We start from the raw sequence: 24,958 nt of genomic DNA, 5'->3' as shown, positions 1-24,958 counted from the left end.
GCCGAAGACTAGCTCTTGATGCGGTTGGTGAGTTCGGTGACCTGGTTGTAGATCGAGCGCCGCTCCGCCATCAGCGAGCGGATCTTGCGGTCCGCGTGCATCACCGTGGTGTGGTCGCGGCCGCCGAACTGCGCGCCGATCTTCGGCAGCGACAGGTCGGTGAGCTCCCGGCAGAGGTACATGGCGATCTGACGCGCCGTCACCAGGACGCGGCTGCGCGAGGATCCGCACAGGTCGTCGACGCCAAGCCCGAAGTACGCGGCGGTCTGCTGCATGATGACCTGCGCGGTGATCTCCGGGCCCGCGTCCTCGTCCCCGCCGGGGATCAGGTCCTTGAGGACGATCCCCGCCAACTCCAGGTCCACGGGGGCCCTGTTGAGGTTGGCGAAGGCGGTGACGCGGATCAGCGCGCCCTCCAACTCCCGGATGTTGCGGGTGATCCGGGAGGCGATGAACTCCAACACGTCGGCGGGGGCGTTGAGTTGCTCCTGGATCGCCTTCTTGCGGAGGATCGCGATCCGGGTCTCCAGCTCCGGCGGGGTGACGTCGGTGATCAGGCCCCACTCGAAGCGGTTGCGCAGCCGGTCCTCCAGGGTGGTCAGCAGCTTGGGCGGCCGGTCCGAGGAGAGCACGATCTGCTTGTTCGCGTTGTGGAGGGTGTTGAAGGTGTGGAAGAACTCCTCCTGCGTGGACTCCTTGCTCGCGAGGAACTGGACGTCGTCCACGAGCAGGATGTCCATGTCCCGGTAGCGGCGGCGGAAGGTGTCCGCCTTGCCGTCCCGGATGGAGTTGATGAACTCGTTGGTGAACTCCTCCGAGGACACGTACCGCACCCGGGTGCCGGGGAAGAGGCTGCGCGAGTAGTGCCCGATGGCGTGCAGCAGGTGGGTCTTGCCCAGCCCGGACTCGCCGTAGATGAAGAGCGGGTTGTACGCCTTGGCCGGGGCCTCGGCGACGGCCACCGCCGCCGCGTGCGCGAAGCGGTTGCTGGCGCCGATGACGAAGGTGTCGAAGAGGTACTTGGGGTTCAGCCGCGCGGCCGGCTCGTCCTTGCGCGAGCCGCCGGCCGGGGGAGCGCCGGGCGGGGCCGGCACCCCGGGCACGCCGGGGCGCTCCGGGGCGCGTTCGGCGGGGGACTTCTCGGCCGGGCGCCCGCCGGTGGGGCGGGAGCCCGGGGAGCGGCGGCCGGCGCCGGTGCGGGGGTGCTCGTTCGGGCCGGGGCCGTACGCGCCGCCGAACAGGTCGCCCTGGGTGGTCGAGGGCGGGCTCGGGACGGGCCGGGCCGCCGGGCGGGAGGGCTCCTCGGGCTCGAGGTACTGCCCCTGCTGTTCCTGGTACGGCCCCTGGGGCTCCTGGTACGGGGCGGGCTGCTCCTGGTAGCCGGGCCAGGGCTGGGCGGGCCGGCCGCCGCCGTACGGGCCGGGGCGCTGCTCGTATCCGCCGGTGTCGTAGCGGGGGCGCTCGTAGTCCTGCTCGTACTGCTGCTGGTAGCCGCCCTGGCCGCCGTAGCCCCCGGGGCCGCCGTGGTGGCCGTGGCCCTCCTCGGCCACCGGGCCGGGGTACGGCTCGACGGGGGCCTGCGGGGCGGGCGAGGGGGTGGTGGGCTGGGCGTCGGCGTCGACCATGACGGCGATGCGCACCGGGCGGCTCAGTTCGTCACTGAGCGCCTCGGTCAGCTGCGGGAGCAGCCGGCCCTCCAGCACCTGCTTGGCCCGCTCGTTCGGGGTCGCCAGCAGGGCGGTGTCGTGCATCATCCACATCGGCTGGGTGCGCTGCACCCACTGCTTGTCCATCTCCCCGATGTCCGGGTCGTTGACCAGCCGCTCGACGACCCTCGCCCAGACCGGGACGAGGTCGCTGTTGATCTCAGCCACTGGTGCACGCTTTCCGATGAACAAACCAGACAAGTCCTGCAACGGTAGTCAGCGAACAGAGACGGATCAAGTCGTTGTCCACAGGCTGTGGGTAAACGGGGCCGCTCGGGCTGGTTTGACCCTCGGCCGCTGTCCCGCGTACCGTAACCAGGTCGAGTTGTCGATGGCCGCTGCCGCATGTCCGCGGGTCCACCCGCTCCATGGGGCGCGCAGCACGGGCGCCGCGGATTGCCCCGAACCCCAGCCGAACTGGGGTGATGGGCCGATTTCCGAATCCCAGGGGAGATCACGCGGACGCACGGTGACGGCCAAGCGACCCCCCGTCATCCTACGATTCACCTCAGGAGCCCCCGAGTGAGCAAGCGCACCTTCCAGCCGAACAACCGTCGTCGCGCGAAGACCCACGGCTTCCGGCTGCGTATGCGTACCCGTGCCGGCCGCGCCATCCTGGCCGCCCGCCGTGGCAAGGGCCGCGCCGCCCTGTCCGCCTGATCCACAAGCCAAGGGTCTGTTGTGCTGCCCTCCGAGAATCGGCTGCGGCGGCGCCAGGACTTCGCGACCGCGGTCAAACGTGGTCGCCGGGCCGGCCGGCCCCTACTGGTCGTCCATCTCACCAGAGACGGCGATCCCCGGCAGGGGCAGGCCGACCGGACCAGCGACATCCGCCCGCACGTCGCCGAGGGGACTCCTTCGGCGCGTGCGGGTTTCGTCGTGAGCAAGGCCGTCGGCCCGGCGGTCATCCGCAACCTGGTCAAGCGCCGGTTGCGCCATCTCGTCCGTGATCGCCTGTCCCGGCTGCCCGCCGGTAGCCTGATAGTGGTGCGTGCGCTGCCCCCGGCCGCGTCCGCCTCGTACCAGGACCTCGAACGGGACCTGGACGCGGCGCTCAAGCGGTTGCTGAGGCCGGAGCCCACCGCCGCGGCGCCGACGGGAGCAGGGCGATGAAGTACCTGCTGATGGGTCTGATCAGGGTCTACCAGTGGACGATCAGCCCACTGCTCGGTCCGGTCTGCCGCTACTACCCGTCCTGTTCGCACTACGGCTACGAGGCCGTGAGGGTGCACGGGGCGATCAAGGGCGGCGGGCTGACCGCGTGGCGCATCCTGCGCTGCAATCCGTGGACGCCCGGCGGGGTGGACCATGTACCGCCGCGCAAGCACCCGGTGTGGCACCGCCGGCTGCGCGATCTGCTGAGCCCCAAGAGCGGGACCGCCGAGCCGGAGCCGGTGGCGAAGCCCGATGCCCAAGGAGTCTGACCGGTGACCTTCGGTTTTCTGAGTCCCCTCTACACGGCGGTGTCCTGGATCATCGTCCAGTTCCACTCGCTGTACAGCCACGTCTTCGATCCGAACGGTGGCTGGGCCTGGGGTCTGTCCATCGCCTCGATGGTGGTCGTCATCCGGATCTGCCTGATCCCGCTCTTCGTGAAGCAGATCAAGGCGACCCGGGCCATGCAGGCGATCCAGCCGAAGATGAAGGCCATCCAGGAGCGCTACAAGAGCGACCGGCAGCGCCAGTCCGAAGAGATGATGAAGCTGTACAAGGAGGCGGGTACCAACCCGTTCTCCAGCTGCCTTCCCATCCTCGTGCAGGCGCCGTTCTTCACCGCCCTCTACGGCGTGCTGGCCTCGGTCGCCAACGACAAGAAGATCGGCGTCATCGACCAGGGCCTGCTGGAGAGCGCCAAGCAGGCGCACATCTTCGGTGCGCCGCTGTCGGCCAAGTTCGTCGGCTCCGACAACCTGAACGTCCAGATCGTCACCGCGGTGATGATCATCCTGATGTCGCTGTCGCAGTTCATCACCCAGCGCCAGCTGATGACCAAGAACGTCGACCTCACGGTGAAGACGCCGTTCATGCAGCAGCAGAAGATGCTGATGTACGTCTTCCCGATCATGTTCGCCGTGATGGGCATCAACTTCCCGGTCGGTGTCCTGGTCTACTGGCTGACCACCAACGTCTGGACCATGGGCCAGCAGCTGATCGTCATCCACAACAACCCGACCCCGGGCAGCCACGCCTTCCAGGAGCGCCAGGAGCGGCTGAAGAAGGCCGGCCGGCTCCGCGCGGACGGTACGGAGATCAAGGGCGCGCTCTGGGGCATGCTGCCCCCGAGCAAGTCGACCCTCGCCGAGGCCGCCTCCGCGGCCTCTGCGGCCGCCGCGGTCGAGGACTCGGTGCGGGCGAGCCGCCAGCAGCCGCGTCGGCAGAGCAAGGCCCAGCGCCAGCAGGGTGTCATCGCGCAGACGGCCGAGGCCGACGAGGCCGCCCCGGCCGAGCAGAGCGTGGAGGACGCCGTCCCGGCGGACTCGGGCAGCAAGCCGGCGGCCAAGCAGGCCGCGGCCAAGCCCGGCGGACCCAGGCAGGGCACCCGTCAGCAGCCCAAGCGCGGCGGCGGCCAGCGGCCGAAGAGGAAGTAGTCCTCCCCACCCGGCCCCGGCTCGTTCCGGCAGCCCCGAAGAGCTTCGTTCCCGGCCCGTCCGACGGGCCCAACTCCGAAGGAGTCCATCAGTGACGGAAGGCACCACCTCCGCCGTCGAGGCCGAGGCCGAGGCCGCCGCCAGCGCCGACCAGGGCCTCGTCGCCCGCCTGGAGCAGGAGGGCGACATCGCGGCGGACTACCTGGAGGGTCTGCTCGACATCGCGGACCTCGACGGCGACATCGACATGGACGTCGAGGGCGACCGCGCCCTGGTGTCCATCGTCGGCGACGGCAACGACCGTACGCTGCAGCGTCTCGTCGGCCAGGACGGCGAGGTGCTGGAGGCCCTCCAGGAGCTGACCCGCTTGGCCGTGCACCGGGAGACCGGTGAGCGCAGCCGCCTCATGCTGGACATCGCGGGCTTCCGGGCGCGCAAGCGTACCGAGCTGGCCGTGCTCGGGGCCAAGGCCGCGGAGCAGGCGAAGTCCACGGGCGAGCAGGTCAAGCTGCGGCCGATGACGCCGTTCGAGCGCAAGGTCGTGCACGACGCCGTCGCGGCGGCCGGTCTGCGCAGCGAGTCCGAGGGCGAAGAGCCCCAGCGGTTCGTGGTCGTGCTGCCGGCCTGACGGCCGGCAGGCCGACGGTCGGTCGCCGCGGGGCGACCGGACGGGCTTCACCGGACGCGACCCCGTCCGCCTCGTGCGGGCGGGGTCGTCGTCCCTTCCGCGGGGCGTGGCGTCCGGCGGCGATGTTTCACGTGAAACAGTGCAATGAGCGGGTCGAACACGATCCGGGGAGCGGAGAGGTCGAGATGGACACGGACAACGCGGCTGCCGGCCGTCCGGGGGCGGCTGACGTGAATCCGTCCGCCGAGGAGCCGGGCGACCAGGCACCGGAGGTGGACGTCCTGGCCGACGCGCCGGCCGCCGCCCGGGAGGTGTTCGGCGACCGTTTCGACGCCGCCGTCCGCTACACCGAGCTGCTGGCCACCGCCGGGGTGTCGCGCGGGCTGATCGGGCCGCGCGAGGTGCCCCGGCTCTGGGACCGGCACGTGCTCAACTGCGCCGTGCTGGCCGAGCTGCTGCCCGAGGGCTCGACCCTGTGCGACGTCGGCTCCGGCGCGGGCCTGCCGGGCATCCCGGTGGCGCTGGCCCGCCCGGACGTCTCGGTGACGCTGCTGGAGCCGCTGCTGCGCCGGACCACCTTCCTGGAGGAGGTCGTCCGGGAGCTCGGCCTGAAGAACGTCACGGTGCTGCGCGGCCGGGCCGAGGAGATGGTCGGCAAGCTCGCGGTGGACGTGGTGACGGCTCGCGCGGTGGCTCCGCTGGACCGGCTGGCGGGCTGGGGCATGCCGCTGCTGCGCCCGTACGGGCAGATGCTCGCGCTCAAGGGGGACAGCGCGGAGCAGGAGCTGGCCGACTCCCGGGCCGGTCTGGCCAAGCTGGGCGCGGTCGAGTCGACGGTGATCTCGGTCGGCGAGGGCACCCTGGAGACCTCGACCCGGGTGATCCAGGTCAAGGCGGGGGAGAGCCCCGGCGGCGTCAGGGCGGCGACCAAGCGGGCCAAGGCCGCCCGGGCCGGGCGCACCTCCGGAACCCGGGCCGCGGGTGACCGCGGCCGGGGCGGGCGGCGTCACGGCCGCTGACACGTACGGCCGACGGGCGGACGGACCTCCTGAGGGAGGGCGTCCGCCCGTCGTCGTTCAGGTGAAGGCGGGGTCGCCGTCGGACCACCGGAGTGTCGCAACGTCAGATTTCCGGCAAAGCGGGCATGGTGTTCCACGTGAAACGTCGCTCCTTGCTCTCCGGAATCCTCAGCCGCGGCCGGGCTGCGACTGTTGCCGCTCCCGTTCCACGTGAAACACTGACCACCATGCAGGACTCGGAGATTGTCGACCAGATCGACGACACGCCCATCGCACGGGCTGCCCAGGCCGCGGTCCAGGCGATCGGCCGAGCGGGGGAGGGGCTCCCCAGGCCGGCCACCACCCGGGTGATGGTGGTCGCCAACCAGAAGGGCGGGGTGGGCAAGACCACCACCACCGTCAACATGGCCGCCTCGCTCGCGATGCACGGACTGCGCGTCCTGGTCGTCGACCTCGACCCGCAGGGGAACGCCTCCACCGCCCTCGGCATCGACCACCACGCCGAGGTGCCCTCCATCTACGACGTCCTCGTCGAGGGCAAGCCCCTGGCCGACGTGGTCCAGCCGGTGCGGGACGTCGAGGGGCTGTTCTGCGTGCCCGCCACCATCGACCTGGCCGGCGCCGAGATCGAGCTGGTCTCCATGGTCGCCCGGGAGGGCCGGCTGCAGCGCGCCATCGCCGCCTACGAGCAACCGCTCGACTACATCCTGATCGACTGTCCGCCCTCGCTGGGCCTGCTGACGGTCAACGCCCTGGTCGCCGGCCAGGAGGTGCTGATCCCGATCCAGTGCGAGTACTACGCGCTGGAGGGCCTCGGCCAGCTGCTGCGCAACGTCGAGCTGGTACGCGCGCACCTCAACCCGGTGCTGCAGGTCTCGACCATCCTGCTCACCATGTACGACGCCCGGACCAGGCTGGCCGCCCAGGTCGCCGAGGAGGTCCGGACCCACTTCCAGGCCGAGGTGCTGAGCACGGCGATCCCGCGCTCGGTCCGCATCTCGGAGGCGCCCAGCTACGGGCAGACGGTGCTCACCTACGACCCGGGCTCGACCGGGGCGCTCTCCTACCTGGAGGCCGCCCGTGAGCTCGCGCTGCGCGCGGTGGGCCCGAACGGTTCGCTGGTGGGTCAGCAGCGGGACGGCACCAGCACGACAGCGGTACGGGGCACGGGGCCCCAGTGGCACGGCACGACGGAGGGTCAGCAGTGAGTGGTGGTCGCAGGGTGGGTCTGGGACGAGGGCTCGAGGCGTTGATCGGCCCCGCCGCCCCGGCCGACGGCGGGGCGGCGCAGCCCGCCCCCCCGTCCGCGCCGACCTCGGTGACGGCGACCGGCACGACGTCGCCGGCCTCCGTGCCGGTGCTGCCGGGCGGGCGCGGGACGGTGGCGGCCAGGGCGGCCGTGGGCAAGCGGCTCCTCGAGAAGCCCCAGACCGAGCAGCCGGAGCCGGTGGCCGGCGCCTTCTTCGCCGAGCTGCCGCTGGACTCGATCAAGCCCAATCCGCGCCAGCCGCGTGAGGTCTTCGACGAGGAGAAGCTGGAGGAGCTGATCGCCTCCATCAAGGAGGTCGGTCTGCTCCAGCCGGTCGTGGTGCGCCAGACCGGGCCGGAGCAGTTCGAGCTGATCATGGGCGAGCGCCGCTGGCGCGCCTCCCGGGAAGCCGGTCTGACGCTGATCCCGGCGATCGTCCGGGCCACCGAGGACGACAAGCTCCTCCTGGACGCCCTGCTGGAGAACCTCCACCGGGCGGAGCTCAACGTCCTGGAGGAGGCGGCCGCCTACGAGCAGCTGCTGCAGGACTTCTCCTGCACCCAGAACGACCTGGCGGCCCGGGTCGGTCGCTCGCGTGCGCACGTGACCAACACCCTGCGGGTGCTCAAGCTCCCCCCGAGGGTCCAGAACCGGATCGCCGCCGGGCTGCTCTCCGCCGGTCACGCCAAGGCGATCGGCGGTCTGCTCTACGCCGAGGACCAGGAGAAGCTGGCGGCCCGGATCGTCGCCGAGGGCATCTCGGTGCGGACGACCGAGGAGATCGTCCAGGTGATGAAGGGGGAGGCCGACCCCGCCCCGAAGAAGCCCCGGACGCCGAAGGCCGGCACGCGGATCAGCCCGGCCTTCAACGAGCTGGCGACCAGGCTCTCGGACCGCTTCGACACCCGGGTCAAGGTCCAGGTGTCGCAGAGCGGTGGCAAGCTGGGCAAGGGCAAGGTGGTACTGGAGTTCGGGTCGGTGGAGGACCTGAACCGCATTCTGGACAGCATGGCCCCCGGGGAGGACGGCCTGCGGCTGTCGCAGGGCTGAGCCGGGGACCGGCCGCCGCTCGGGCATGGCGGATGGGTGCATGTTCCACGTGGAACCTCGTTCACGCGGAAGGTGCACCCATCGCCGTTGACGGGCCCGTACTCGTCGTGGGGGGCTCGACTGTGAAGTGGAGGAGGTGTACGGGGCATGGGACGCCGGATCGCGCCGCTGACGCTGGACAACCTCGCCGATCTGCCGACGACCTGCCGCTCCTGCGTGTTCTGGGAGCTGGACCCGGTCAGCGGGAGGGCGGCCGTGGAGTCGGGGAAGCCGGAGGCGGAGAAGGAGGGATGGATCTCCGCCGTCCTGCTGGAGTGGGGCTCCTGCGGCCGGATCGTCTACGTGGACGACCAGCCCGCCGGCTTCGTGCTGTACGCCCCGCCCGCGTACGTGCCCCGCTCGCAGTCCTTTCCGACGAGCCCGGTCTCGACGGACGCCGTTCAGCTGATGATCAGCCGGGTGCTGCCGGGCTATCAGGGGCAGGGGCTCGGCCGGGTGCTGGTGCAGACCGTGGCCAAGGACCTCGTCGGGCGAGGGGTCCGGGCGATCGAGGCGTTCGGCTTCGCCGGGCGGGTGCCGATCAGCTGCGTGCTGCCGGCGGACCACCTGCTGGCGGTCGGTTTCAAGACCGTCCGGCCGCATCCGCGCTACCCACGGCTGCGGCTGGAGGCGCGCTCCACGCTCTCCTGGCGCGGTGACGTGGAGGGGGCGCTGGAGCGGCTGCTCGGCGGTGGCCGCAAGGAGCCGGCCCTGCGGCCGTTCTGAGCCGCCGGGAGACGGAAGCGGCGGGGCTCCCCTCGAAAGGGGAGCCCCGCCGCCGTCTCCGTCGACGAGCGCCGGGCCTAGTAGAGACCGTCCAGCTCGCGCAGCAGCGCGGCCTTCGGCCGGGCGCCGGTGATCTGCTTCACGGGCTGGCCGCCCTTGTACAGGATCAGGGTCGGGATCGAGATGACGTTGTACTCGGCGGCGGTCAGCTGGTTCGCGTCCACGTCGAGCTTGGCGATGGTCAGGTTCTCGCCGTGTTCCTTGGCGATCTCCTCCAGGACCGGGGCGACCTGGCGGCACGGGCCGCACCAGGTGGCCCAGAAGTCGACCAGTACGGGCTTGTCGCTCTCCAGGACCTCGGCTGCGAACGTCGCGTCGGTGACGGTGATGGTGGCGCCGGCCACGGGAACTCCTCGGGTAGAGGGCGGAGGGGGTGCTGCCAGGAGAACAACGCGGGGGGTCGTTGTGTTTCCGCCTGGCGGGGGCGGGGGTGTTCCACGTGGAACACCCCCGTGGGGGAGGAAGGTCAGACCGTCACAGCGGCGGCCTTGGCCTCCAGGTCGTCCAGCGAGGCGAGGTAGCGCTCGGCGTCCAGCGCGGAGGAGCAGCCGGTGCCGGCGGCGGTGATCGCCTGGCGGTAGGTGTGGTCGACGACGTCGCCCGCGGCGAAGACGCCAGGGATGATGGTGCGCGTCGAGGGGGACTCGACCTTCAGGTAGCCCTCGTCGTCGAGGTCCAGCTGGCCCTTGAAGAGCTCGGTGCGCGGGTCGTGGCCGATCGCGATGAACAGGCCCGTGACGTCCAGCTCGCGGGTCTCGCCGGTGGTCGTGTCGCGCAGGGTGACGCCGCTCAGCTTCGGGTCGCCGTGGATGGCCTCGACGGCGCTGTTCCACTCGAAGCGGATCTTCGGGTCGGCGAAGGCGCGCTCCTGCATCGCCTTGGAGGCGCGCAGGGAGTCCCGGCGGTGGATGATCGTGACGCTGCGGGCGAAGCGCGAGAGGAAGGTCGCCTCCTCCAGGGCCGTGTCGCCGCCGCCGACCACCGCGATGTCCTGGTCGCGGAAGAAGAAGCCGTCGCAGGTGGCGCACCACGAGACGCCGCGGCCGGAGAGCTTGTCCTCGTTCGGCAGACCGAGCTTGCGGTGCTGCGAGCCGGTGGTGACGATCACCGCGCGGGCCTTGTGGACGTTGCCCTCGGAGTCGGTGACGGTCTTCACGTCGCCGGTGAGGTCGACGGAGACGATGTCGTCCGGGACGAGCTCGGCGCCGAACTTCTCGGCCTGCGCCCGCATGTTGTCCATCAGCTCGGGGCCCATGATGCCGTCCCGGAAGCCCGGGAAGTTCTCGACCTCGGTGGTGTTCATCAGCGCGCCACCCGCGGTGACGGCCCCCTCGAACACCAGCGGCTTGAGGGAGGCACGGGCCGTGTAGAGCGCAGCCGTGTACCCGGCCGGGCCGGAACCGATGATGATCACGTTACGGACGTCGCTCACTGCTTCTCCTGGTTCGCATCGCGACCCGCGTTTGCTGCGGGGAGGGCGGTCCTGCTCCGCCGCCCGGGACAACGACTGACCAGTCTCCCGCATTCCCAGGCGGATCAGTACCAGGTGCCCGAACTTCGGGAGCGTCGCGCCGCTCCCGTCGTCGATCGCACGGGAACGGTCCGGTTCCGCACCCTCAGTGGACGGGGACCGTCCGGTGGAGCAGGACAGGGCCGCAGCCGGGGGAGCGCAGGTAGACCTCGGCCTGCGACCGGTCCCCGGGGGAGGGGTAGACCAGCACCTCGACCGGGGCGCCCCCGTACGTGCCCCGGTCGGTGGCCAGCGGTACCCCGGGGGCGAGCGTCGGACAGGTGGAGGGAACGGCGGAGGGGTCGGCGGAGGGGGCGGCGGAGGGCGAGGCCAGGGCGGGCTGCTCGGGGCGGCCGTCCCCGGGCTGCGCGGCGGGGGAGCGCAGGCCCGGTTCGGCGGGCGGCTGTACGGAGGCGGTGCCGGAGCGGGCCAGCAGCTGCCCGATCTGGAGGGTGAGCTGGTCATCGCGGTAGGCGGTGGTGCCGGGCGTCCGATCGGCCCGGGCGGCCGCCCCGGAGGGGGTCGCGGCGGCCTTCACCGGTGCGCCGGCCGTGCTGCTGCCCGTCTCGTCCTCGCCGCGCAGCGTCAGGGAGCCGATCAGGCCGACGGCGGCCACCGCGGCGGCCGTACCGACCAGCAGGCCGAGACGCCGCCGCCAGGGCTTCCGGGAGCGGCCGGGGCCGGTGGTGGACGCGGCGGGGCGGCCCGGCGGCGCGGTGGGCGGACGCGGGGCCGCGACGGGCTCGGTGACGGCGGCTGTGGCTGGGGCGGTGGCAGGGGCTGTGGCAGGAGCAGGAGCAGAGGCCGGGGGCGAAGCCGGGGCAGCCGTGGCCGCCGCCTCGGCGAGCGCGGCGTCCAGGCGGGCGGCGACGTCGGCGGGCATCGGCGGGGTCTCGACGTCGCCGAGCAGGTCCCGCACCTCGGCGAGCGCCTCGACGGTCTCGCGGCACTCGGCGCAGCCGTCCACGTGCCGCCAAAGCGCCTCGGCGGCGTCGGCGGGCTCGACCAGCCCTTCGGAGAGGTCGGCCAGCTCGTCGACGTCGGGGTGGGCCCCGGCGGGGCCGGGGGAGGAGAGGGGGGCGCTCATCGCGGGCTCGCGTCTCCTTCCAGAATCGTCCGGCCGGTGTTCTGGCCTGTCCCTGTGACGGTGCGGGGGCCGGTCGGGTTCCCCCGGGCGGCCGGCCGGGGCGGTGTTCCGTGCGGTGTTCCACGCTGCGTTCCACGTGGAACATCCGGACCGCCCGGACCGCCCGGACCGCCGGGACCGCCCGGACCGGCGGACCCCTCGGAGGGCTCCCGCAGGTGCCGCACCAGGGGCAGCAGCCGGGCCCGCCCGCGGGCACAGCGGCTCTTCACCGTGCCGACCGGGACGCCCAGCAGCTCGGCGGCCTCGGCCACGGGGTACCCCTGCATGTCGACCAGGACCAGCGCCGCCCGCTGCTCGGCGGGGAGCGAGGCGAGCGCGGCCGTCACCTCGCGCTGGACCTCCGCCCGCTCCACCGGGGAGTCTGCGGGCTCGGAGGTACCGACGAGGGCGTCCAGCCGCTGCGGGTCCTCGCCCAGCGGGGTGGTGCGGCGGGTGGCGCTGCGCCGGGCGCGGTCCAGGCAGGCGTTGACGACGATCCGGTGCAGCCAGGTCGTGACGGCCGAGCGGCCCTGGAAGCCGGGTGCCGCCCGGAAGGCGGAGACCAGGGCGTCCTGGAGGGCGTCGGCGGCCTCCTCGCGGTCGCTCAGGGTGCGCAGGGCGACCGCCCAGAGCCGGTCGCGGTGGCGGTTCACCAGCTGCCCGAAGGCGTCGGGGTCGCCGGCGACGTGCCGGGCGAGCAGCGTCGCGTCGTCGTCCGCCACTGTCACCCCTCGTCTGTCGGTCCGGTCTCCGGGTGTCAGCCGACGACCTTGATCTCGTTGATCTGTCCGCGGTACCCGCTCGTATCCTTCGGCAGGCTGGTCAGCCAGATCAAGAGGTAGCGCGTGTTCGTCGGGGTGCTGAGCGTGAAGTCGACCGTGTCGCCGGTCTTCTTGTCCAGCAGGGTGTAGGCCGAGGGCTGGGCACTCTGGGGGTTGGCGGCCGCCTGGGCGTTGGGCACCCGCAGCTCGGCCGTGTGGAAGCCGCCGAACTGGACGTTCACCGAGCTGACGGACTGGGCCGAGCCCAGGTCGATCAGCAGGCCGGTGCCTTCCTTGGGCAGCGGCTTGGGGCCGAAGGGGTCGACGTAGCTCTTGGTCACCCAGGAGGTGTTCGGATCGCCGTCGAAGACCTTGGGGAGCAGGTAGACGGACTCGGGGGAGTCGCCCTGGGGGTTGTACGAGAAGGCTTCCTTGATCGGGATCGGCACCGGGGCGTGGGGCGTGGTGTTCTGCGGCGCCGGCGCGGCGCTGGTGACCGTGTGCTGCGGAGCGGTCGGGGACTGCCCGTTGTTGCGCAGGTGGCCGACGAACTGCCAGGAGGCGACGCCGATCGCGCCCAGCGCGACCGTCCAGGCCGTGGCCTTGACGGCCCGCCGCAGCCGCCGCCGGGTGCGCCGGGCGGCGGTGGGGCGGGAGGTGGCGGGCAGCGGGGCGACGGCGGGGTCGGCGACCCGGGTGGGGTTGGGCGCGGTGGGCAGCGCGTGGGTGTTGTGCCGGGGCGGGGGCGTGAACGCGGGCAGCTCGGGCTCGGGCGGGCGGATGCGGGGCATCCGGGCGATCACCCGGGCCAGCTCCTCCGGGGTGGTGATCGGCTCGCCGTGGTGCGGCGGGTGGTCGAACAGGGCGCGCGCGGCGAGCTCGGACAGGCCCTTGTGGACGCCGGCGCGGATCTGGTCCGGCGCGGCGTTCTGGAGGTCCTTGGGCAGGCCCTTGAGGTCGTAGCGGTCCTCGGGGTACGGCCAGCGGTGGGTGAGCGCGGCGTAGAGCAGGGTGCCGATCGCCCGGGTGTCGGCGCGGGCGGCGTCCTCCTCGGTGTCCTCGGCGGGCAGCCCGCGCAGCGCGGCGTCCACGGCGATGCCGTTGATCCGGTACTGGCCGCTGTCGGTGCGCAGGACGCAGCGCGGGGTGAGCCGCAGGTGGGCCTGGCCGCGCCGGTGCGCGGCCGCGACGGCGTCGGTGACCTGGCGGACCATCTGGTACGCCTCGTGCGGCTCCATCGGGCCGTTGGCGAGCAGCCGGGCCAGGTCGGAGGCGTGCGGCAGCCACTCCCGGACGACGTAGACCAGCTCGCCCTCCTGCACCGCGTCCAGCACCTGGACGAAGCGCGGGTCGCCCAGCAGGGCGGCGGACTTGGCGGCGGCCAGCACCTTGCGGGCCCGCTGGTGGCCGGAGGCCATCAGGTGGACGCCCACGGCGCGGCGGAGCTTCTCGTCGACGGCGCGCCAGCTGCTGAAGGTCTCGGTCTGGGAGATGCACTCCTCCAGCCGGTACCGGTTGCCGATCTTGTCGCCGCTGTGCCGTATCGGGGCCGGGAGGGTGCGCGGCAGGGTGGCGGTGTCGCGCGGGTCGACGGTGGGCTGAGGGTCGGTGGGGACGCGTTCGGCGCGCCCGGCGGCCGGAGTGGCGGCGGGCTTCTTCCCTGGGTTGCCGGCGGCCAGTTCGGCGGCGATCTCGCGGACGGAGAGCGGCGCGGTGATCTCGGAGGTCTCCTCGCCGGAGACGGCGCCCCGGCCGTCCCCGTCGTCCTCGGAAACGTCCGCCGCCGCGTCAGCTGCTGACGTGTCGACGACCGCCTTGGTGCCATCGGCCACCGTGGTCCTGCCTCCCCTTGTGTCGCCCCGGCCTGAGAGAGTCGCTGGAGCGCTGGGGGGTTGGCCGCCGGTGCTCCAGGACAATTGTGCCCACTCTTCTCCACCGGGTACGACCGCTGAGGGGTCCACTCGGTTGCGCGGGGGTGGAGAGATGTGGTGCAGATTCGACACCGGGCCGCCATCGGCGCCGTCCCCGGGGTACGGGGGCGGGTCGGCACGGTGCGCGGCCGGACGAGCGGAGGAGCCGCTGGCTCCCGTTGACGCCCGGTCAGGGCGCCCGCTCGTCCGGCCGGTCGGTACGAGGATCAGCGGCCCAGTCGGCCGCGGACCATGCCCAGCATGGCGTTCAGCTCCTCGATCCGCAGCCGCTTCGCGATGAACGCGAAGACCAGCAGCTGCAGACCGCCGCCGAGGACCACCGAGGCCACGCTGCCCCACCAGCCGCCCAGCACCTGCTGGGCGCCCAGGCTGACGGCGAGACCGACCACCGCGGCCGGCGCGCAGGCGACGGCCAGGCGGCTGTAGGTCTTGCCGATGCGCTTGGTGTCCAGCCCGCCGATGCGCCGCTTGAGCTTCGGCACGGCGACCGTCACTCCGACGGCGTAGGCCAGGCCGTAGCCGAAGGCCATGCCGGTCACCGTCCACTGGGCCGGCAGGACGAACCAGCAGAGCACCGAGAAGGCGGCCTGACAGACCGCCACCCAGACGGTGTTGGTGAACGGCGTCCGGGTGTCCTCGTAGGCGTAGAAGCCGCGCAGCATCACGTACTGCGCCGAGTAGGGGATCAGCCCGAGCGCGAACGCGGAGAGCATCAGGCCGACGTTGGTCGCGTTGGCCAGGGTGGTCTCGCCGCCGCCGACGCCGTAGATCGACCGGCTGATGGCCGGGCCCAGCGCCAGGAACAGGAAGGCGCCCGGGACGATCGCCACCGCGCTGGTGCGCAGCCCGTACGAGATGTCGTCGCGCACCGCCCCGGCGTCCTCGTCGGCCGCCGCCCGGGAGAGCCGGGGGAGCACCGCGCTCATGATCGAGACGGTGATGACGGCCTGCGGGAGCTGCCAGATCAGCAGGGCGTTGGAGAAGGCCGCGAGGCCGACGCCGCCGTGTCCGCTGCGCTCGGCGGCGCTGCCGGCCGCGGTGGCGAGCTGGGTGATGACCAGGAAACCGGCCTGGTTGGCGAGGACGAACAGGAAGGTCCACTTGGCCAGCCGGGCGGCCTTGCCCAGGCCGTGGCCGCGCCAGTCGAAGCGCGGCCGGTAGTGGAAGCCGGCCGCCCGCAGGTACGGGATCATCGCCAGCGCCTGGACGGAGAGGCCGATCAGGGTGCCGAGGCCGAGCAGCCGCACGCCCTCGGGGGAGATGTCCTCGGGGACGACCTTGGTGCCGTTGAAGCCGCCGTAGACCCAGATGTACGCGGCGAAGGTGAAGATCACCACGACGTTGTTGAGGACCGGGGTCCACATCATCGCGCCGAAGCGGCCACGGGCGTTGAGGACCTGGCCCATCACCACGTGGACGCCCATGAAGAAGATGGTCGGCAGGCAGTACCGGGCCAGCGCCACGGTGGTGTCGGCCCGGGTCGGGTTCTCCATCATCGGGTGGGCGATCATCTGCACCAGCAGCGGAGCCCCGAGCACGGCGAGGAACACCACGCCACCGAGCCCGACCATCACCAGGGTGAGCAGCCGGCTGGCGTAGGCGGTGCCGCCGTCCTCGTCGTTCTTCATGCTGCGCACCAGCTGCGGCACGAAGACGGCGTTGAGCGCGCCGCCGCCGATGAGGATGTACAGCAGGGTGGGCAGGGTGTTCGCGGCGTTGTACGAGTCACCCATGGTCCCGAGGCCGATGGCGCCGGCGATGACCATCGTGCGGACGAAGCCGGTGCCGCGGGAGACCAGGGTGCCGGCCGCCATGATCGCGCTGGAGTTCAGCAGCGAGGCGACCTTGCCGCCGCCACCGCCGCCCGGCGCGGGGGCGGCCGGGGCGGGGGCCTCGGGGGCGTGCTCCTCGGCGAGGTCGGCGAGCGGTTCGACGGCCGGGGGCACCGCGACGGCGGCCACCTGCATGGTGGCCTCCTCCTCGGACAGCGGCGGGTCGAACTCGATCGGCGGCACGAAGGGGCGCTGGCCGCCCTGGCCGCCCTGGCCTCCATGACCGCCATGACCTCCATGACCGTCCTGACCACCGTGACCGTCCTGGCCGCCGTACTGCGGCTGCCCCGGGTAGCCGCCCATCGGCGGGTAGGGGGCGGCCGGAGCGACGGGCGGGGCCACGGGCGCGGGGGCGGGCTGGGGCACCGGCGGCGGGGAGGCGACGGCCTCCGCCGGACGGGCGGCGCCGAACAGCGCGTCCACCCCGACGTACTCGGTGGTCTCGGAGTCCCAGGCCGAGTGTGCCGGGCCCGGCTCCCACTGCTGCTGGGGCTGCTGGGCCCCGGCCCACTGGCCACCGGCCGCCGGAGCCTGCTGCTCCTGCGGCCAACCGGGCTGCGCCTGCTGAGGCGGCTGGACCGGCTGGACCGGCTGGACCGGCTGCGCCGGGGTGTCCCAGCCGGGCTGCAGCGGCGGCACGGGGGGGGAGTACGGCGCCGGGGCCGGGAACGGCGTGGCCGCCGGGACCGGCGTCGGGTAGCCGCCCGCCTGCGGCGGCAGCTGCGGTGGCACGTCGTACGCGGCGGGCGGCTGCTGCTGCGCGGCCGGGTGCCCGGCCCGCAGGCCGTACGGGTCCTGGCCGTCCTGAGGGCCCTGGTACGCGTCGGCCGCGTACGGGTCCTGTGCGTAGGTGTCCGCCACGTACCAGTCGCCGGACGGCGACTCGGCGCCCGGCCGGCTCTCGGCGCGGCCCGGCGGCCGCTCCTCGCTGCGCCCGGTCATGTCACCTCTTCGCTGTCGTGGGGGAGGCCGGCCCGGCATCGCGGGTGGTCGGCGGTATCAAGGACCAACCTTCTCATCACCGGAGGTCCGATTCCGGCCATCGGCGCCGTCGTCGTCCGGTGTCCGATCGGGAGAGCCTCCGGTGCCGTCCTTCTTGGGGGCGTCCTTCTCCGGGGCGTCCTCATCAGGGGAGCGCTCCTCGGCCCCGTCCGCCGCCGGGGCGTCGTCGATCGGCTGGTCGCCGTCCTCGTGCGGCTGCCCGGCGCGGCGCTTGCGCTGGCGGACGAAGCGCAGCGCGGCCAGCAGCAGCAGGACGCCGGCGCCCGCGAAGACGTACAGCACGCCGTTGGTCACCGAGGTGACCTCGACCGTGAACCGCTGGGCCTCGCCGTACGGCTGCGGGTTCGGGCCGGTGGTCCACAGCTGGGCCCACACGTAGACCGGGCCGTTGTTCTGCGCCTCGGCCTGGTACCGCAGGGTGACGCTCTGGGCGGCGGGGAGGACCAGTTCCTCCGGCAGGCCCACCTTCAGCCGGTTGGGCTGGGTGGAGGTGAGCACCAGTTTGAGGTTGGTGACCGTCTGGGTGAGGTCGTTGCGGACGCTGACCTGGAGCTGGCCGGTGTTCCCGGCCAGCGTGACCGAGGTCTTCTGGGGCACCCTGACCGCCTTGCGGAGGTCGCTGAGGTAGGTGGTGACACCCGCGCGGTAGGCGACGCCCGTCGGGGCCTCGCCGCGCCACTGGGTGGACAGCGAGCGGACCATCGCCGCGCTGAACGGGCCGCGCACCCGCTGCGGCAGGGTGAGCACCCGCATCAGCACGTCCAGGTCGTGCTGGATGCCGTCGGTGGCGCTGAGGTCGGCGGCGGACAGCTCGGAGGCCCTGGCCTGGGCGGGGTAGTCGGTCGGCGCCGGGACGCCGGTGCCGGCCTTCGGGTCCGGCGCGGACTGGGCCAGCACGTCCAGCTTGACCGGGGTGATCCACTTGTCGGCGGCCGTCTGCAGGACGTTCGCCAGGAGCTTGGCCGTGGTGACCGACAGCTCGCGCGGCGGCATGATCAGCAGGCCCCGCTGGTTCTGCGGCTGCTCGTGGGTGATCGCGTACGTCTCGGCGAGGAGGCGCTGGGTCGTCAGGGTCTGCGTCTGCGGGTTGCCCAGGTCGCCCTGGATCAGGCCGGAGACGGTCTCGTCGGCGACCACCGCGCTCTGCCCGGTGCCGATCGGCCGGACGGCCGTCGGGGTGTAGGTGAGGGCGTCCGGCTCCGGCATGCTGGCGCCGTTGACCAGGAGCAGGCCGTTGCCCGCCTGCTGGGAGATGCCGGCGATCTGCTGGTCGAGGTAGCCCTGGTACGGCCAGGCCACGTCGGAGCGGGTGTCCACGGAGAGCCGGCCCTCGACGGTCAGCCGGCCGGCGGTGGCGGCCTTGTTCAGCGCGGTGCCCATCCCGGGCAGGTCGGCGCCGTTGTGCGCGATGGAGGCGAGGTCCGGGTCGGCGTACGGCAGCGACAGCACCTGGCTGCCGGACTTGGCGACGGCGGCGCGCAGCTTCTCCAGCCAGGCCGTGGCGGCGGCCGTCCCGGTGCCGGCGACGGTGTTGTCCTCGCGGGCGGGCTTGCCGGCCGGGGCGCCGGGCTTCTGCACCCGGTACTGCTTGTTGGTCATCGCGAACGCGGTGTCCAGCAGGTCCGGGTCGACGACCCAGGTCAGCCCCGGCAGCTTGGAGCCGGTGTCGACCAGCTCGTACAGCCGCCCGCCGGGCGCGAACTCGACGGCCAGGTCGTCGTTGCGCAGCACCGGGACGGCCTGCTCGTTGTCGGAGAACGTCTGTGCGACCAGCACCGGCGCGTGCACCAGCGGCCACAGGGTGGTGACCTTGGTCGGCTGGGCGTCGCCGCCCGGGTTGAACGGCAGGAAGGTGCGGGCGATGCCCAGCGGCCGCTCGCGCGAGCTGTCGGCGGTGGAGCCCGTGACGCTCACCGCGAGCTCGTAGACCCCGCTCTCGGAGAGCCCGAGGTCGTTCACCGCGACGCTCAGCGTGTACGCCTGGCTCTGGCCCGGGGCCAGCTCCGGCAGGGCGTACTGGGGGCTGTCCAGCTCGATGCCGTCCGTGTTGAGCAGGGGGCCCCGGCCGGCCACGTTGCCCAGCTCGCTGCGCCGCTGCAGCGGCTTGCCGGAGGCGGGCTTGCGGACGGCCGCGTGGGCCCCCTTGAGCGCCGACTTCCCGGTGTTGGTGACGTGCCCGGTGATCGCGACGTTGCCGCCGGGGGAGGCCATCAGCGGTGCCACCGACTCGATGGTCGTCACGACCGGGTACTCGGCGGTGGTCGCGCCGGCCTCCGTGGGCCGGGTGCCGCCTCCGGTGGTGAGGGCCACCGCGGGGGCGGTCGGCAGGAGGGTCAGCGCCGCCGCGAGGGCGACGGCGAGGCGCCGGGCCGCGCGCCGCCCCCGGCCCGGCCGCGGAGCCGGGTGTCCGGCCCGTCCGGGCCGTCGTCGTGCCCCCTGGTCCGAGTGCCGTGCAGGCTCACTCACTCGTTCCGCCCTCGCCGTTCTCGATCGCTCGCTGCTGATGGTGGCCGCCCGGCGTGGCCCGCCCGACGTGATGCACTCGACGCTGTCCGCCGCACTGCCGCCGGGAGGTTCCGCCGGCCGCGGCGACGCGTGACACCGCATCCCCTGTCCGGTGCCCGAGACTCGTCCACCGGCATGGTAACGATGCAGCCCGGCGTGCAGTGTTGCGGGCTCTGGGGTGAGACGCTCGAAACGCGCGGGCGGTTGACCTGCCGGGGCACGTACCCTTGTGAGCCGTGTCCACTGCCAATGAGTCCACCGCGCACACCGACCCTTCCAGCACCGCCGTCCAGGTCGTCCCAGGGCTGAGCGAGGCCCAGACGATGGGTCTGCAAGAGCTGCTGCGGGTGTCGCCGGTGGCCGACGAGATCGCCCGCCGGTTCCAGGAGGCCGGTCACCGGCTGGCACTGGTCGGCGGCTCGGTGCGCGACGCGCTGCTCGGCCGGCTCGGCAACGACCTGGACTTCACCACCGACGCCCGCCCGCAGCAGGTCCTCAAGCTGGTCAAGGGCTGGGCGGACGCGATCTGGGACGTCGGCATCGCCTTCGGCACGGTCGGCGCCCGCAAGGACACCGCCGACGGGTCCTTCCTGATCGAGATCACCACCTACCGCTCCGAGGCGTACGACCGCACCTCCCGCAAGCCCGAGGTCAGCTACGGCGACTCCATCGAGGAGGACCTCGTCCGCCGGGACTTCACGGTCAACGCGATGGCCGTCGACCTCCCCGGCCGCGGCTTCGTCGACCCGCACCACGGTCTGGAGGACCTGGAGGCCCGGGTGCTGCGCACCCCCGCCACCCCCGAGGAGTCCTTCTCCGACGACCCGCTGCGGATGATGCGCGCCGCCCGCTTCGCCGCCCAGCTGGACTTCGACCCGGCGCCCGAGGTGATCGCCGCGATGACGGCGATGGCCGAGCGGATCACCATCGTCTCCGCCGAGCGCGTCCAGGCCGAGCTGAACAAGCTGCTGCTCGCCGAGCACCCGGTGAAGGGCCTGCGGCTGCTGGTGGACACGGGCCTGGCCGGGTTCGTGCTGCCCGAGCTGCCCGCGCTGCGGCTGGAGGCCGACGAGCACCACCGGCACAAGGACGTCTACGAGCACTCGCTGACCGTCCTGGAGCAGGCCATCGCCCTGGAGCAGGACGGCCCGGACCTCACCCTGCGCCTGGCCGCGCTGCTGCACGACATCGGCAAGCCGCGCACCCGCCGCTTCGAGTCGGACGGCCGGGTCTCCTTCCACCACCACGAGGTGGTCGGCGCGAAGATGACCCGCAAGCGGATGCGGGAGCTCAAGTACTCCAAGGAGCTCACCGAGGAGGTCTCGCGCCTGGTCGAGCTCCACCTGCGCTTCCACGGCTACGGCGGCGGCGAGTGGACGGACTCCGCGGTGCGCCGCTACGTCACCGACGCGGGCCCGCTGCTGGAGCGGCTGCACAAGCTGACCCGCTCGGACTGCACCACCCGCAACCGGAAGAAGGCGGCCGCGCTCTCCCGCACCTACGACGGTCTGGAGCAGCGGATCGGCGAGCTCAAGGCGCGGGAGGAGCTGGACGCCGTCCGCCCGGCGCTGGACGGCAACCAGATCATGGAGCTGCTCGGCATCAAGGCCGGGCCGATGGTCGGTAAGGCGTACAAGCACATGCTCGAACTGCGCCTGGAGCACGGCCCGATGGAGCCGGACGAGGCGGTCGCCGCGCTGCGCGCCTGGTGGGCGGAGCAGCCGCAGGGCTGAGCAGTCGCAGGGCCGAGCCCCGCGCACGCGAACGGGGGGTGGACCGGCACCGGTCCACCCCCCGTTTCCCGTACGGAGCCTCAGCTGTTGACCGCCCGCAGGCACAGGACGTAGTCCAGCGCCGGGAGGGCGGGGTGCTTGCTGGTGTACCAGCCGTTGGCCTTCGGCTGCTTGTCGCAGACCGTGTGGTCGGACGTGGCCGTGTACTTGTAGATCACCTTGTACTGGGCCTTGGCGTCCGTGCAGGGCAGGATCGAGACCTTCGGGTTGGAGTCCTCGGTGGCCCCGCTGTCGCCGTTCTCGTTGCGCAGGCAGTCGCCGACCTTGGCGTCGTCGGCCGGGTTGAGCGGCTTCGGCGTGTACGGCGTGATGGTGATGCTGGGCAGCGGCTTCGGGGTGTACGGCGGGATGGTGTAGGTCGGGCTGGGCAGCGCCGGGATGGTGTACGTCTGGGTCGGCGCGGGGAAGACGACGTCGCTGTCGTGGCTCTTCTGGTCGAACACCCCGGCGGCCACCAGCAGCAGGGCGATGATCAGCGAGCCCGGCAGCAGCAGCATCGCCATGTGCGGCCGGCGGCCCAGCGGGACGCCCGGGTCCAGCTGCGGGCCGTGGGTGCCGGGGACCGGCGGCGGCAGCTTCTTGATCTTGCTGTTGGCGAAGGCGTTCATCAGCAGGGTGATGGGCGTCAGGACCATGGAGATCCAGCCCCACCAGCCCTGGACGAGCGTGCGGGCCGACATGTCGCGCACCGTCGCCGTGCCGCAGGTGCGGCAGAACGGGCCGGGCATCCGCAGCATCCGGTACCAGAGGATCATGCCCTGGTGGCCGCGCACATTGGTCTCCACGGCCGGCATGCCGCCGCAGAACCGGCAGGCGGGTCCGTCCATCGGCGGCGGGTAGCCGTAGCCGTCGCCGCCCCCGAAACCGCCGCCGTAGCCCCCGCCGTACCCGCCGCCGTAGTCGTAGCCCGCCGGCGGGGGCGGGGTGCCGTACGGCTGCTGGGGCGGCGGGGGGCTCGGGTAGCCGTACCCGGGCGGGGCGGGCGGGCCCTGCGGGGGCGGGGCCGGCGGGCCGTAGGGGTTGCCGGAGGAGTACGGGTTGCCGTCACCGGGCGGCGGAGCGCCGTACGGCATCGGCGGCGGCGGAACGGACAAGGGGTCCCCCCAGGAACGTCGTTTCGGGAAACTCAGGTCTTCTTGACCGGCGGCGTGCCGGCGGCGGGTGTGAGCGGGCCGAGGCAGAGCACGTACCGCTTCTTGTTCCAGCGGCGGCCGCTCTTGCCGGAGTAGGCGTCGGTGGACCGTGGATCTACCCGGCACTTGCCGGTGTCGGCGGTGTTCTCGTACTTCGACAGTACGCGCCGATTCGCCGTCGAATCACCGCACTTGACGATCTCGATCGATCGGGATCCGCTGATGTGGACGCAGTCGCCGGGCTTGGCGCTGCTCACGCTCGGGCCGGTCACGAAGTAGCCGACCGCGAGGGCGACGCAGGCGCCGGCGGCGCCGAGGATCCGCAGCTTGCCGCGGCCGCGCCTGGCCGGCCGGGCCGGCGGTGCGCCCACCGGCGCGTAGCCGTACGGCTGCTGCTGTTGCCCGTACGGCGGGGGCGGCGGGGGCTGCTGCCCGTACGGAGGGTGGCCGTACGCGGGCTGCGGCGGTGGTCCGTACGCGGGCGCGGGCTGCCCGTACGCGGGCGGCGGAGGCCCGAAGTCGGGCGGGCCGGGCTGCGGTACGGGCGGCTGCGGCGGGGCGTACCCGGCGGGCGGAGGCCCGTATGGACCGGGCGGTGTGCTCATCAGTTCGTCCCCCGAAACCGAGTACTGGCGCTGCGACAGGTCTGACGTACCTTAGCGACTCGGTCCGACGCAATCCGTCGAGAGGCCCCGGGGAGGCGGGCGGGGCAGCTCGGTGGGGCGGCTCAGCGGGGGAGAGGGGCGACCCGGCGCGCGGCCAGCAGGTAGAGCGCGGCGGTGAGCGCGTACACCCCCGCCACCGCGACCACCACCGCCGCCGAGCGGCCGGACATCGGCAGCACCAGCGCGGTGACCAGGGCGGCGGCCACGAAGGCCACGTTGAACAGCACGTCGTAGATGGCGAACACGCGGCCTCGGTACTCGTCCTCGACCGACTCCTGCACCAGGGTGTCGGCGCAGATCTTGGTGGCCTGGGTGACCACCCCGAGCAGCAGGGCGGCGATCAGGCAGGGCACCAGGCTGAAGCTCAGGCCGAGCGCCGGCACGAAGACCACCGGGGCGACCAGGCAGGCCGTCATCCACCCGGCCAGGCCCATCTTCCGGGTGCACCAGGGGCTGACCAGCGCGGCGACGAAGAAGCCAGCGGCGGAGAAGGCGACCGCCTGGCCGAGGGTGACCAGGCCGTCTGCGGGCTTGGCCGGGTCGTTGAAGGTGTAGCGGGCGAGCGTCACCACGACCACGATCAGCACGCCGTAGCAGAACCGGGCCGCGGTGACGGCGGCCAGCGCGTGCACGGCGGGCCGGCAGTCCCGGACGAGGTGGCGCAGGGCCGCGCGGAGCTCCACGGCGGCGCGCACCAGCGCCTGGGCGAGCTTCGGGTGGTCGTCGTGGGGCTCGGGCCCGAGGAGGTCGCGGTCCATCCGGCGGGCGGTCAGCGCGGCCGACAGGTAGAGCAGCGAGGCGACCGTGACCAGGGCGGCGTCGGCCCTCGGGCCGGGGTTCATCACCTGGTGCAGCAGGAAGCCGACGGCTCCGCCCGTGGCGGCGGCGACCGAACCGAGGGTGGGGGAGAGCGCGTTGGCGGTGACCAGGTGCTCCTGTTCCACGACCCGGGGCAGGGCGGCGGAGAGGCCGGCCAGGATGAACCGGTTGAGCGCGGTGACCAGCAGGGCGGAGGCGATGAACAGCCAGTGCGGCGCCTGGGCCAGGAGTAGCGCGCCGGTGGCCAGGCCCAGCCCGAAGCGCGCCAGGTTGCCGAAGTACAGGACCTGGCGGCGGCGCCAGCGGTCGAGCAGCACCCCGGCGAACGGGCCGATGACCGAGAAGGGCAGCAGCATCCCGGCGAGCACGGTGGCGATGTCGGTGGGGGAGGACTGCTTCTCCGGGGAGAAGACCACGTAGGCCGCGAGCGAGACCTGGAAGACGCCGTCCGAGAGCTGGGAGAGCACCCGGGCGGTCAGCAGCATCCGGAAGTCACGGCCCCGGAGCAGGTCCAGGAGGGTGGCGCGGTGCGCGGACTGGTGGGTGCTGCCGTTCTCGGTGATCGCCACCCGCCCAGGGTGCCATGGAACCCGCCGGTGTTTCACGTGAAACATCGGCCGGGGAAAGGTGAAGGGCCCACGAACCCGCCTGGGTTCTAGGAGTCGTTGCAACACCCCAGCTCAAGGGGTGGGATGGACTTCGAGATCCGCAAGGACCGGAGGGCTCAGGGGCGCAGGAAGCTGTCCCGGGAGCGGGAGGCATACTCCCGGCTCGTGCAGCAGGGTTACAGCAACGCCGAGGCGTGCCGGATTGTCG

Annotated in this window: 21 protein-coding genes; 10 read left to right on the top strand and 11 right to left on the bottom strand. The window is 72.7% G+C overall.

Features of this window, described 5'->3' with window-relative positions; genetic code table 11:
* Positions 1–8: 8 nt before the first annotated feature.
* Positions 9–1,874 carry a chromosomal replication initiator protein DnaA gene (gene dnaA / locus ACIBCA_RS13200; protein ID WP_396282967.1) on the bottom strand — a complete coding sequence of 622 codons (1,866 nt, stop codon included), beginning with the start codon at positions 1,872–1,874 and terminating at the stop codon, positions 9–11.
* A 354-nt stretch (positions 1,875–2,228) separates the two neighbouring features.
* Between dnaA and rpmH the strand changes: the two genes are divergently transcribed.
* The 9 genes from rpmH (at position 2,229) to ACIBCA_RS13155 (ending at position 9,005) form a co-directional block, all read left to right on the top strand.
* Entirely contained in the window at positions 2,229–2,366 is a 138-nt protein-coding gene (rpmH, locus tag ACIBCA_RS13195) for a 50S ribosomal protein L34 (RefSeq protein WP_031067783.1), read from the top strand.
* Between the two features lie 21 nt (positions 2,367–2,387).
* Positions 2,388–2,819, top strand: coding sequence for a ribonuclease P protein component (gene rnpA / locus ACIBCA_RS13190; protein ID WP_396282966.1), 432 nt, complete (start codon positions 2,388–2,390; stop codon positions 2,817–2,819).
* Positions 2,816–3,130, top strand: a complete 315-nt coding sequence (gene yidD / locus ACIBCA_RS13185; RefSeq protein ID WP_031067778.1) for a membrane protein insertion efficiency factor YidD — start codon at positions 2,816–2,818, stop codon at positions 3,128–3,130. The genes rnpA and yidD overlap by 4 nt, the downstream gene beginning before the upstream one ends.
* A 3-nt stretch (positions 3,131–3,133) precedes the next feature.
* Complete coding sequence (gene yidC, locus ACIBCA_RS13180; RefSeq protein WP_396282965.1) at positions 3,134–4,294, top strand: membrane protein insertase YidC; 1,161 nt, start codon at positions 3,134–3,136, stop codon at positions 4,292–4,294.
* A gap of 91 nt (positions 4,295–4,385) precedes the next feature.
* Positions 4,386–4,922: a protein jag gene (locus ACIBCA_RS13175; RefSeq protein WP_396282964.1), complete on the top strand. Its 537-nt coding sequence runs from the start codon at positions 4,386–4,388 to the stop codon at positions 4,920–4,922.
* Positions 4,923–5,107: 185 nt separating this feature from the next.
* Positions 5,108–5,941, top strand: coding sequence for a 16S rRNA (guanine(527)-N(7))-methyltransferase RsmG (gene rsmG / locus ACIBCA_RS13170; protein ID WP_396282963.1), 834 nt, complete (start codon positions 5,108–5,110; stop codon positions 5,939–5,941).
* A 227-nt stretch (positions 5,942–6,168) separates the two neighbouring features.
* The gene (locus ACIBCA_RS13165) at positions 6,169–7,149 is read left to right on the top strand and encodes a ParA family protein (RefSeq protein WP_396282962.1); all 981 of its coding nucleotides are present in this window, start codon (positions 6,169–6,171) and stop codon (positions 7,147–7,149) included.
* Positions 7,150–7,169: 20 nt separating this feature from the next.
* On the top strand, positions 7,170–8,240 hold the full coding sequence (locus tag ACIBCA_RS13160; RefSeq protein ID WP_396283267.1) for a ParB/RepB/Spo0J family partition protein: 1,071 nt from the start codon (positions 7,170–7,172) through the stop codon (positions 8,238–8,240).
* A 147-nt stretch (positions 8,241–8,387) separates the two neighbouring features.
* A complete protein-coding gene (locus ACIBCA_RS13155; protein ID WP_396282961.1) occupies positions 8,388–9,005 on the top strand; it encodes a GNAT family N-acetyltransferase in 618 nt (205 codons plus the stop codon).
* A 77-nt stretch (positions 9,006–9,082) separates the two neighbouring features.
* Here ACIBCA_RS13155 and trxA read toward each other — a convergent pair whose 3' ends face one another.
* The 7 genes from trxA to ACIBCA_RS13120 form a co-directional block, all read right to left on the bottom strand.
* Positions 9,083–9,409, bottom strand: a complete 327-nt coding sequence (gene trxA / locus ACIBCA_RS13150) for a thioredoxin (protein ID WP_396282960.1) — start codon at positions 9,407–9,409, stop codon at positions 9,083–9,085.
* 122 nt (positions 9,410–9,531) lie between these two features.
* On the bottom strand, positions 9,532–10,497 hold the full coding sequence (gene trxB, locus ACIBCA_RS13145; protein ID WP_396282959.1) for a thioredoxin-disulfide reductase: 966 nt from the start codon (positions 10,495–10,497) through the stop codon (positions 9,532–9,534).
* 184 nt (positions 10,498–10,681) lie between these two features.
* The gene (locus ACIBCA_RS13140) at positions 10,682–11,662 is read right to left on the bottom strand and encodes a hypothetical protein (RefSeq protein ID WP_396282958.1); all 981 of its coding nucleotides are present in this window, start codon (positions 11,660–11,662) and stop codon (positions 10,682–10,684) included.
* Positions 11,659–12,423 carry an RNA polymerase sigma factor SigM gene (gene sigM / locus ACIBCA_RS13135; protein ID WP_396282957.1) on the bottom strand — a complete coding sequence of 255 codons (765 nt, stop codon included), beginning with the start codon at positions 12,421–12,423 and terminating at the stop codon, positions 11,659–11,661. Before sigM ends, ACIBCA_RS13140 begins: the two co-directional genes overlap by 4 nt.
* Positions 12,424–12,458: 35 nt before the next feature.
* Positions 12,459–14,294, bottom strand: a complete 1,836-nt coding sequence (locus ACIBCA_RS13130) for a serine/threonine protein kinase (RefSeq protein WP_396282956.1) — start codon at positions 14,292–14,294, stop codon at positions 12,459–12,461.
* 305 nt (positions 14,295–14,599) lie between these two features.
* Positions 14,600–17,167, bottom strand: a complete 2,568-nt coding sequence (murJ, locus tag ACIBCA_RS13125) for a murein biosynthesis integral membrane protein MurJ (protein ID WP_396282955.1) — start codon at positions 17,165–17,167, stop codon at positions 14,600–14,602.
* A 57-nt stretch (positions 17,168–17,224) separates the two neighbouring features.
* A complete protein-coding gene (locus ACIBCA_RS13120; protein ID WP_396282954.1) occupies positions 17,225–19,693 on the bottom strand; it encodes a DUF6049 family protein in 2,469 nt (822 codons plus the stop codon).
* A gap of 362 nt (positions 19,694–20,055) precedes the next feature.
* Between ACIBCA_RS13120 and ACIBCA_RS13115 the strand changes: the two genes are divergently transcribed.
* Positions 20,056–21,465, top strand: a complete 1,410-nt coding sequence (locus ACIBCA_RS13115) for a CCA tRNA nucleotidyltransferase (RefSeq protein ID WP_396283266.1) — start codon at positions 20,056–20,058, stop codon at positions 21,463–21,465.
* A gap of 80 nt (positions 21,466–21,545) precedes the next feature.
* Here ACIBCA_RS13115 and ACIBCA_RS13110 read toward each other — a convergent pair whose 3' ends face one another.
* The 3 genes from ACIBCA_RS13110 to ACIBCA_RS13100 all read right to left on the bottom strand — a co-directional run bounded on the left by ACIBCA_RS13110 (position 21,546) and on the right by ACIBCA_RS13100 (position 24,711).
* Positions 21,546–22,619: a hypothetical protein gene (locus tag ACIBCA_RS13110; protein ID WP_396282953.1), complete on the bottom strand. Its 1,074-nt coding sequence runs from the start codon at positions 22,617–22,619 to the stop codon at positions 21,546–21,548.
* 32 nt (positions 22,620–22,651) lie between these two features.
* Positions 22,652–23,029: a hypothetical protein gene (locus ACIBCA_RS13105; protein WP_396282952.1), complete on the bottom strand. Its 378-nt coding sequence runs from the start codon at positions 23,027–23,029 to the stop codon at positions 22,652–22,654.
* A gap of 356 nt (positions 23,030–23,385) precedes the next feature.
* On the bottom strand, positions 23,386–24,711 hold the full coding sequence (locus tag ACIBCA_RS13100; protein WP_396282951.1) for an MFS transporter: 1,326 nt from the start codon (positions 24,709–24,711) through the stop codon (positions 23,386–23,388).
* Between the last annotated feature and the right edge of the window lie 247 nt (positions 24,712–24,958).

Origin of the sequence: Kitasatospora sp. NPDC051170, assembly GCF_044455705.1 — a bacterium.
GTDB lineage: Bacteria > Actinomycetota > Actinomycetes > Streptomycetales > Streptomycetaceae > Kitasatospora.
The sequence above is the reverse complement of the archived record's forward strand: the minus strand, read 5'-3'. Positions and strand labels throughout refer to the sequence as shown.